The sequence below is a fragment of the Parabacteroides sp. PFB2-10 genome (genome assembly GCF_029893085.1).
Lineage (GTDB): Bacteria > Bacteroidota > Bacteroidia > Bacteroidales > Tannerellaceae > QVMG01.
In genome coordinates this window covers 19834-27472 of the sequence record NZ_JARXWI010000025.1, presented here as the reverse complement: position 1 = coordinate 27472, position 7639 = coordinate 19834, and the positions used below count along the sequence as shown (strand labels likewise).

The following is a 7639-nucleotide window of genomic DNA, read 5'->3' as shown; positions in this document are numbered from 1 at the left end:
CAATTTCAATTGGCAAACGGGGGCAATTTCAATTGGCGGAGGGGATCAGTTTCGATTGGCGAACAGGGGTCAACGAGGAGAGGATTTTCCACAAAGCAGGGTGAGCAAGCGGTTTTATATCCGTAATGGTTAGTGCCGATTCTCGGCTTTCTAGTTTAGGAGAAATAGGCAGAGTATCATTCCGATGAAAGGAAAAAGAATTTTCCAATTGTCGGAGTGCTTCCGCCAGCGGACAATTTTCCAACTTCATCACGAGGTCAACAATCGAACCGCCCTCATTAGTACCGAAATCATACCATAAATCTTTGTCATAATCGACTTTGAAGCTGGGATTGCTGTCATTCCTCAAAGGGGAGAGATACATTCCGTAATATCCCCGGTCTTTTACCGGACTGATTCCTTTATTTTCAAGATATTGCTTTATACTTATATAATTTGAATTTTTCATTTTCTTATTTTTTAGCTGTTTTACTTACTACATAAATGAATCTATGTATTGAACTGATAATCAATTATTTTTATGTAGTATGATTATATTTTGTAGTAACTACTACTCTGTAGTAAGGTAGTAGGATGAGAGTAAGATGCGGATTTTGCTTCTTACTACGCCTTAATCCTTTTTCTTTCACTGGATTATATATGATTGTAGTAAGGTAGTAAGAAGAATAATCCATATCTATATTTCTATAAATCACGGTCGAAGAATGGATTCGGCTTGATTTTCTTTATCCGGTAGCATTGAACCGGATTAGCTCCTTTCGTCAATCGCTTGGAGAGCCGTTCAAATTCAGCTTTACGCAGAGCTTCGCCCATTCGCTTTTCGGACAGTTTTACCAATGTATATGCCTGCAAGTAGCTTAATACCTCCGAAGTAGTCATATAACATTCTTCATCGGCTTCCGGCTTCTCGAATCCTTTCAGTAGCATTTCATATTCGGTAGTCTGTACGTGGAATTGTTGGCTAAGCCTGTGCAGCTCCGTAATTTCTTCCTCGACAAACCAATAGCGATAGCCATTATCCAAAAGCCACATCACTTCGGAGAATACATTATCCATATTGATTTGCTCCGCTGTTTTGATGTCGATACTGATAACCTCGAACGGCAAGAACCTACGGCTTCCGGTTGGATCAGTCAAGAAGTCGTTGCCGTTAACCGACGCCATGAAGCTGGCTAAATGCGGATATTCTTCAATATACACATCATAAGGACGACGGTATTTAACAGCCGGAGTCGTTATCAGATTCTTTAATTCGTTTTCGTCTCGTTTGTTCAGGGCTTTCAACTGATCATCGATATTGATAAACAGGTATTCGGCAATCATTGTCAATACATCTTTATTCTGCGGGTCTATCTTTCCGGTAAACAGATAGCTCTTTAGCGACTGCGGGCAAAGGTGGTCTAGCCATGTTGTCTTGAACCGTCCCTGTTCTCCGGTTAATACCAAACAAGTATGATTCTGACAACCTACATCTTCCAGCGCATTGGCACCAACGCCTATTAGCCATTTGGTAAGATATTCGTTCCATTTTTCAGGATTGGCGGTGGTTACAGTCTGCGCTAATTGGAGGATGTATTGGTTTATGTCAGGCTCTATACGTGGCAATTGCCGGAAATAGTCTTTAACCGGATGCACCTTTGGCGAAAAGTCGCTTTCAAGAATGGTTCGGATATTCTCTGCTGATGTAGAAATGCCCAGCTCCGTATCAATCCGTCGTTTGAATGAATTGAGGGCAAACTTGGTAACAGGCTGAAACGGATTATTGTCATTCTTTGTGCGATACTCCGGTTTGGATTTTATCACATTGAAGCGGAAATCGTATTTCTCCTGCAAGTATGCCTCAATCCGCTCATTTTTGGATTGGCGGACGGAAGAATCTGTTTTCTCTTTCATCGGGATCAAGATTCTTCTGTCATTCTACATCTATTTAGGATAAAGTTTAGAATCTCCTCCTTATTATAGAAGACGAGCTTCTCTCCGAAACGGTATTCCTTATAGTAACCGAGCCGGGCATATTTGCGGACTGTAGGGGCAGAGGCTTTTAAGAGCCGGGTAGCCTCTTTCATCTTGATTAGGTTACTCATCGCCTTATCAACAGGCGATACTTGTTCTTCAGGAATGCTGTTCTCAACAGCTTCCTCATTTTCTGATTTTAACCAGAATTTCTTGAATGTCTTTCGCATTTTACTAATAATTTTAGAAATTTCGGAAGACAAATATATAACGTAATTTCTCTGGGGATAAGCAACTTGCGTCTCCGGGACAATACGGGACAAGGCTTCACAGAATGGGACAAGTCAGCCTGTTATGGCAGGGAGTAAAACAAGGGAAAATAAATCGGTATAAGGGGCGAAAATCAGGATTTTCCGGACAGCTTATCCATATCTTTTTGGATAATAAGAACGGTTTTCATCAAGCCGATTTCATTGTAAAACTCGCGGATAGAGTCCAGATGTTTGAGTAGTGTCCGTGTATCGACATTGCTCCGGTTCAGGTAGGGAGTTGCGTGTAGTTTGGTATCGGAAGGAGTGATTTTTCCTCCAATCAGCTTATGCCATGCATCCAGCCGTTCGTCAGGCGTATATGCCGGAAGCAGTTCTGAAGCCAGCAGATAGCCGAAAATACGGTCGCCCAATTGTTTCTTGCCTTTAATGGAGTAGCATTTAAGGATTTTCTCTTTAATTAATTGCAGTATTTCTTCTTTTGTTAAACTACTAGCATGTGTAAGAGGTGATATGCCATATAACAAAGATCTTATAGTCTCATCAGAAATATCATCCTGCATGAATAGTTTCTCAACCTCTTCACGTTTAGTTCTGATTATTTCAGCAATATGCTTCTGTTCTCTTCCTGTTCCAAAGAACAAGTTGAAAAAAGGAATTAAACCGGACAGTTTCAATATAAGGTTTGTATCTTCGGATATTTTTGCACAATCATCCAAAAAGCGGCTTACATCGGTAATTTTACCTTTGCTATATTGTAACTTAAAACTGGCATAATAGAATTTAAGGATGGAAACATCCGATGTCCCCAGCAAATTCTCATTATACATTTTACGGTACTTGTTTTGCATACGATGATTATTGAATCGGGAGCAAATTTAGTGAAATTTATCCAGTTTGCGGATATTTTTCTGTGTTGCACAATGATGGGGAAGGAATGGGACAAATGTGAATTTGCAACACAAACGCAACACGGTAAAAAATAAAAGCCTGTCAATCAACAGATTAACAGGCTTCTTGGCGGTATGGGCGGATGTCGAACTAAAACGACAATCCACTGTTAACCAATATTTTACGATAGCATAAAAATCAAGTCTAACGCCTAATTCAACGTGCAAACCTTACTGATTTACAGTGCTTTACAATAATTTCAAAGAGTTTGAATATCACTCTGATATCTGATGCAAAGGTCTACAAAATATTGATGATACCAACTCTTTTATTGGTTTTCTTTGCAAAATATGCGGAGATAATTTGTAGCGCGGAGAAAAAGGTGTATATTTGTCGCAATAACTGCGTAGAATAAAACTGTAAACTTTATGTATATATATCAGACTAAGGATTGGCCGAATTTCACATGGGACAATGGCAAACTGCTTATATTGTTAGCTAATGTAAGACATTTGCAGGGTCGTTTATTGGGAGAAATGGAAAGTTTAGGGTTTAAATTAAAAGAAGAAGCCGTACTTTCTACGTTGACCTTGGATGTTCTGAAGTCAACTGAAATAGAAGGAGAAATCCTGAATAAAGACCAGGTGCGTTCGTCTATTGCCCGTAAATTAGGCTTGGAGGTATCCGGTCTGGTCGATTCGCCCAGAAATGTGGATGGTGTTGTAGAAATGATGCTTGATGCCACGCAAAATCAGGCTAAACCGATAACCACTGAAAGGTTATTGGGCTGGCATGCCGCACTTTTCCCGACCGGTTTTAGTGGTATGTATAAAATAGAGGTCGGCAAGTACCGTAGTGGTGATATGCAAGTCGTTTCTGGAGCGATGGACAAAGAGAAAGTTCATTATGAAGCTCCTAAGCCGGATCAGGTAGAAACCGAAATGGATTTATTCTTGAAATGGTTTAATGATACATCATCAGAGATAGACCCGGTACTGAAAGCTGCAATCGCACATTTCTGGTTTGTTACTATTCACCCATTCGATGATGGGAATGGTCGTATTGCGCGTATTATAACAGACCTTCAACTTGCTCGAAGCGATGGAAGTTCACAGCGTTTCTACAGTATGTCAAACCAGATACTTGTTGAGCGAAAAAGATACTATGAAGTTTTGGAAAAGTCTCAACATGGAACAAGCGATATAACAGAATGGTTGGTTTGGTTTTTAGCTTGCCTTGAAAATGCCTTACTCAATAGTACTGATGCGTTAGATTCCGTTCTGAAAAAAGCTCGTTTCTGGGAAAAACACAGCCAAACTCCACTGAATGATCGCCAGCGATTGATGCTTAACAAATTATTAGATGGGTTTGATGGAAAACTAACATCTTCCAAATGGGCAAAAATAGCTAAATGCTCACAAGATACAGCCATACGGGATATACAAGACCTCATAAACAAGGATGTTTTGCAGAAAGAGGCACAGGGAGGAAGAAGTACGAATTATGAATTGGTTATAATATGAATAGATTTTATATTATCACAGGTGGTCCTGGTGTAGGAAAACTACTCTACTGGATAGCTTAGCGGCAGAAGGCTATGAAATTATTCCGGAAGCAGCAAGAGGTATTAGAATTTATAACTTCCGTATCAGTTCTGTTATACCCAAAGCGCACTCTGCAACCCGTTCGTAATTGACAACACTCAAATTATCTTTGGGTGTAATATTAGGAATTGAATCAATATAGTCAATACAACTCTTATTATCTTTCAACATTTGCTCTAACACTCAGACTAAATCCAATTGGTGCCGTTTCCCATTTCCCTTGACTCGTTTTCCTGTGATAAGTTTTTTGTTTCAGACTCATCGGGAACCAAAGGCCTCCATTTCCTAAGTCCCTAATGTGTTCTAATGTTACCAGGAAATTTCCGTTAACAACAACATTATACCCCGTTAAATCAATCTTTAAACTGCCGTTGAGAATATCTTCTTTCGAAGCAATTACATATATTGGCTCTACTAAAATGTTCTCAAAGTTGTTTTTCTCTTTCACTTCATAAATATTCAAACGATAGAAAATGGTATCGTATGCACACGAGGAGATATTGACATTTACACTTCTGAGTTCTGCTCTTTTTTTGTTCTTCATCAACAGGCCACATTCGTATCCAAGATTATTATTTTCAAATCCCGTAACGCCAATTCCCTTTTTAGCGGTTATCCCAAACACTTTTTCTTTAAATTTCCGAGGTGTAACAACCACTTCGTTGAGCAAAAATGGTTTTTCTTTTAAGTGTATTGTATCGTTTTCTTTCATGTGTGATATTCTCATAGAATAAGATTCATAACCAACGCATGAAAACAACAAAGAATCGTTTAAGTATTGAGTTTCTACCGAAAAGTCAAATTGTCCATTCATATCAGAAACAGTCCCTATGTTTTTCCCAACAATCCCAATATTAGCATATTCTATTGGCAAGTTATTCTCCGCATTCAAGATGCTTCCTGTAATTCTATTCTGCCCGTAAAGTGTGCTGAATATCAAAATAAAAACGAGTACTAAGGTTGTTTTCTTTTTCATAACACATCTTTTATTTACTTTTTACCACCTTGTGTTAGTGTGTCCTAAAGGGATAAAAAGAAAGCCTGTAAAATGCTATTTTACAGGCTTTTTGTCTTCGTGATTGACTGATTGTCAGTCTTTTAAGCGGTATGGACGGGTACGCCACCAAACTGTGTCTTTTCGCTGTTTTCCAGCTACTTAACCCCTCTTTTTATCTTTAGGGGTACGAGTTAGAGCCAAAACTCTTAAACTCGTTGTACGTCAGTCTTTTAACGACCTTACCAACCTTATTCCTTTTTTAGCGGAACGGACGGGACTCGAACCCGCGACCGCAAAACGCATATATTCAGTGATTAAAAATCTTTTTTTGTTTATGTGGTACGAATTGGAGCAATATCCTTTTCTGCCTTATTTTCTTGGCAGTTCTGGCTGCTATTGACGCCAATTTGTCTGCATAAAACTTGGGTTCAAAGTTACTACAATTTTTGAAATCACCAAAGGTTTTGAAAAATAATCTTTTAGACGTAGTGCAAGGTGCAAGTTTATCTATATATAGATACTTGCACCTTGCACCAACAATCTCAACTGGAAAGACTTTAATACCTTAAACTAATTTGGTATCTTTGCACCAGATAAATAGAATTTTAGCGGATTAATTCCGTTTATATATAACATAACGTTCGCTGAACGTCTCGATACGAAAACTGGTAATTTTCAACTGAAAGGGACAGATAGCGCAATGTTCATGCTATACGAGAGTATGGCGTGGGCTTGCCTGTTTCTTTCAAAGGTATACCAGTACCTCGTATCGGAGCAGTGTGAGTTCCACGCTTCTTTTTTGAGATACAGCGAGCAATGGTATAAACAATTAAATTCAGTAGCATGAAAAAAATTATCCTTTACATCGCTGCATCACTTGACCAACGGATTGCAGAGCCAGGCGGCGGATTGGAATGGCTTACCGGATGCCCAAATCGTGAAAAGACAGATTACGGTTGCAAAAATCTATCAGCTTCGGTTGATACGGTTATTATGGGCGGTCGTACTTACCGTGAAATTATGAACATGGATGTAATTTGGCCATATTCGGAACAGATGGCTTATGTTGTATCCCACCATGAATGGGATACAAAGGAGAATGTACGTTTTATCACGGAGAATATTATTGAAACGATTTCTGAACTTCGCAATCAGGAAGGTAAAGATATTTGGTTAGTTGGAGGCGGAGAATTAATTTCAATGTTGCTCGCCGCAGATTTGATTGACGAAATGCAAATTTGCTACTTCCCCATAATTTTGGGCAAAGGCATATCTTTATTTCCTGAACAAAACAAGGAATCTAAGTGGGAAATAATAAAGACAAAAGTATATGATTCGGGTGTGTTGAAAGTTGATTACCAAAAATCTTTATAATTTCATGTAGGGTATTTATATCTTCATGCGGTATAATAGTAAAATGTCCAACTGGATGATAAGCAAAGCAGAGTTCAAACAATTATTCGATAAGTATTTTGATACGATTCGAAGTTTTATCTTCTATCGCTGTGGCGATAGGGATGCAGCATCGGATATGGCACAGGATGTCTTTATGAAGATTTGGGAGAAACGGGAACAACTGGATAACCTTAATTTAAAACCATTGCTTTATAAGATAGCAAACGATATGGTTATAAGCAATTATCGAAAAAGTTCTACCCGTTTAGATTATGAGGTGAGTATGAGTATTCAGATTGATAGTCCCTTGTCGCCCGAAGATGAATTAAACTTTGAAGAATTGGCATCTACTTATGCTAAAGCATTAGAAAAGATGCCGGAATTACAAAGGGTTGTTTTCCTGATGAGCCGGAATGATGAACTAAAGTATAGTGAAATAGCCCAATGTTTGGATATAAGCGTAAAAGCTGTCGAAAAACGGATGAGCGCTGCTTTGCAATTTCTTAGGACAGAACTATTATAATTAAAGA

8 protein-coding genes are annotated in these 7639 nt (G+C 38.7%); 3 read left to right on the top strand and 5 right to left on the bottom strand.

The window, feature by feature from the left end:
- Nucleotides 1–28: 28 nt before the first annotated feature.
- The 4 genes from M2137_RS14290 to M2137_RS14275 form a co-directional block, all read right to left on the bottom strand.
- Nucleotides 29–448, bottom strand: a complete 420-nt coding sequence (locus M2137_RS14290; protein WP_280767108.1) for a CHC2 zinc finger domain-containing protein — start codon at nt 446–448, stop codon at nt 29–31.
- A 236-nt stretch (nt 449–684) separates the two neighbouring features.
- Entirely contained in the window at nt 685–1893 is a 1209-nt protein-coding gene (locus M2137_RS14285) for a VapE domain-containing protein (RefSeq protein WP_280767107.1), read from the bottom strand.
- A gap of 5 nt (nt 1894–1898) precedes the next feature.
- Complete coding sequence (locus tag M2137_RS14280; RefSeq protein WP_280767106.1) at nt 1899–2183, bottom strand: hypothetical protein; 285 nt, start codon at nt 2181–2183, stop codon at nt 1899–1901.
- Between the two features lie 173 nt (nt 2184–2356).
- Complete coding sequence (locus tag M2137_RS14275) at nt 2357–3052, bottom strand: hypothetical protein (protein ID WP_280767105.1); 696 nt, start codon at nt 3050–3052, stop codon at nt 2357–2359.
- A 489-nt stretch (nt 3053–3541) separates the two neighbouring features.
- Between M2137_RS14275 and M2137_RS14270 the strand changes: the two genes are divergently transcribed.
- Nucleotides 3542–4636 carry a Fic family protein gene (locus tag M2137_RS14270; RefSeq protein WP_280767104.1) on the top strand — a complete coding sequence of 365 codons (1095 nt, stop codon included), beginning with the start codon at nt 3542–3544 and terminating at the stop codon, nt 4634–4636.
- Nucleotides 4637–4874: 238 nt separating this feature from the next.
- Here the strand turns inward: M2137_RS14270 and M2137_RS14265 are convergent, their stop codons facing one another.
- Entirely contained in the window at nt 4875–5693 is an 819-nt protein-coding gene (locus tag M2137_RS14265; protein WP_280767103.1) for a carboxypeptidase-like regulatory domain-containing protein, read from the bottom strand.
- A gap of 864 nt (nt 5694–6557) precedes the next feature.
- Here M2137_RS14265 and M2137_RS14260 point away from each other — a divergent pair.
- Nucleotides 6558–7088 (top strand): dihydrofolate reductase family protein, encoded by a 531-nt coding sequence (locus tag M2137_RS14260; protein WP_129733360.1) that lies wholly within the window; start codon nt 6558–6560, stop codon nt 7086–7088.
- Nucleotides 7089–7143: 55 nt separating this feature from the next.
- Complete coding sequence (locus M2137_RS14255; protein WP_129733359.1) at nt 7144–7632, top strand: RNA polymerase sigma-70 factor; 489 nt, start codon at nt 7144–7146, stop codon at nt 7630–7632.
- The last annotated feature ends 7 nt before the right edge of the window (nt 7633–7639 follow it).

Coding starts and splice junctions, on each gene's coding strand:
- M2137_RS14285 (WP_280767107.1), bottom strand. CDS start 1,893: ATGAAAGAGAAAACAGATTCTTCCGTCCGCCAATCCAAAAATGAGCGG.
- M2137_RS14270 (WP_280767104.1), top strand. CDS start 3,542: ATGTATATATATCAGACTAAGGATTGGCCGAATTTCACATGGGACAAT.
- M2137_RS14280 (WP_280767106.1), bottom strand. CDS start 2,183: ATGCGAAAGACATTCAAGAAATTCTGGTTAAAATCAGAAAATGAGGAA.
- M2137_RS14275 (WP_280767105.1), bottom strand. CDS start 3,052: ATGTATAATGAGAATTTGCTGGGGACATCGGATGTTTCCATCCTTAAA.
- M2137_RS14290 (WP_280767108.1), bottom strand. CDS start 448: ATGAAAAATTCAAATTATATAAGTATAAAGCAATATCTTGAAAATAAA.
- M2137_RS14265 (WP_280767103.1), bottom strand. CDS start 5,693: ATGAAAAAGAAAACAACCTTAGTACTCGTTTTTATTTTGATATTCAGC.
- M2137_RS14255 (WP_129733359.1), top strand. CDS start 7,144: ATGATAAGCAAAGCAGAGTTCAAACAATTATTCGATAAGTATTTTGAT.
- M2137_RS14260 (WP_129733360.1), top strand. CDS start 6,558: ATGAAAAAAATTATCCTTTACATCGCTGCATCACTTGACCAACGGATT.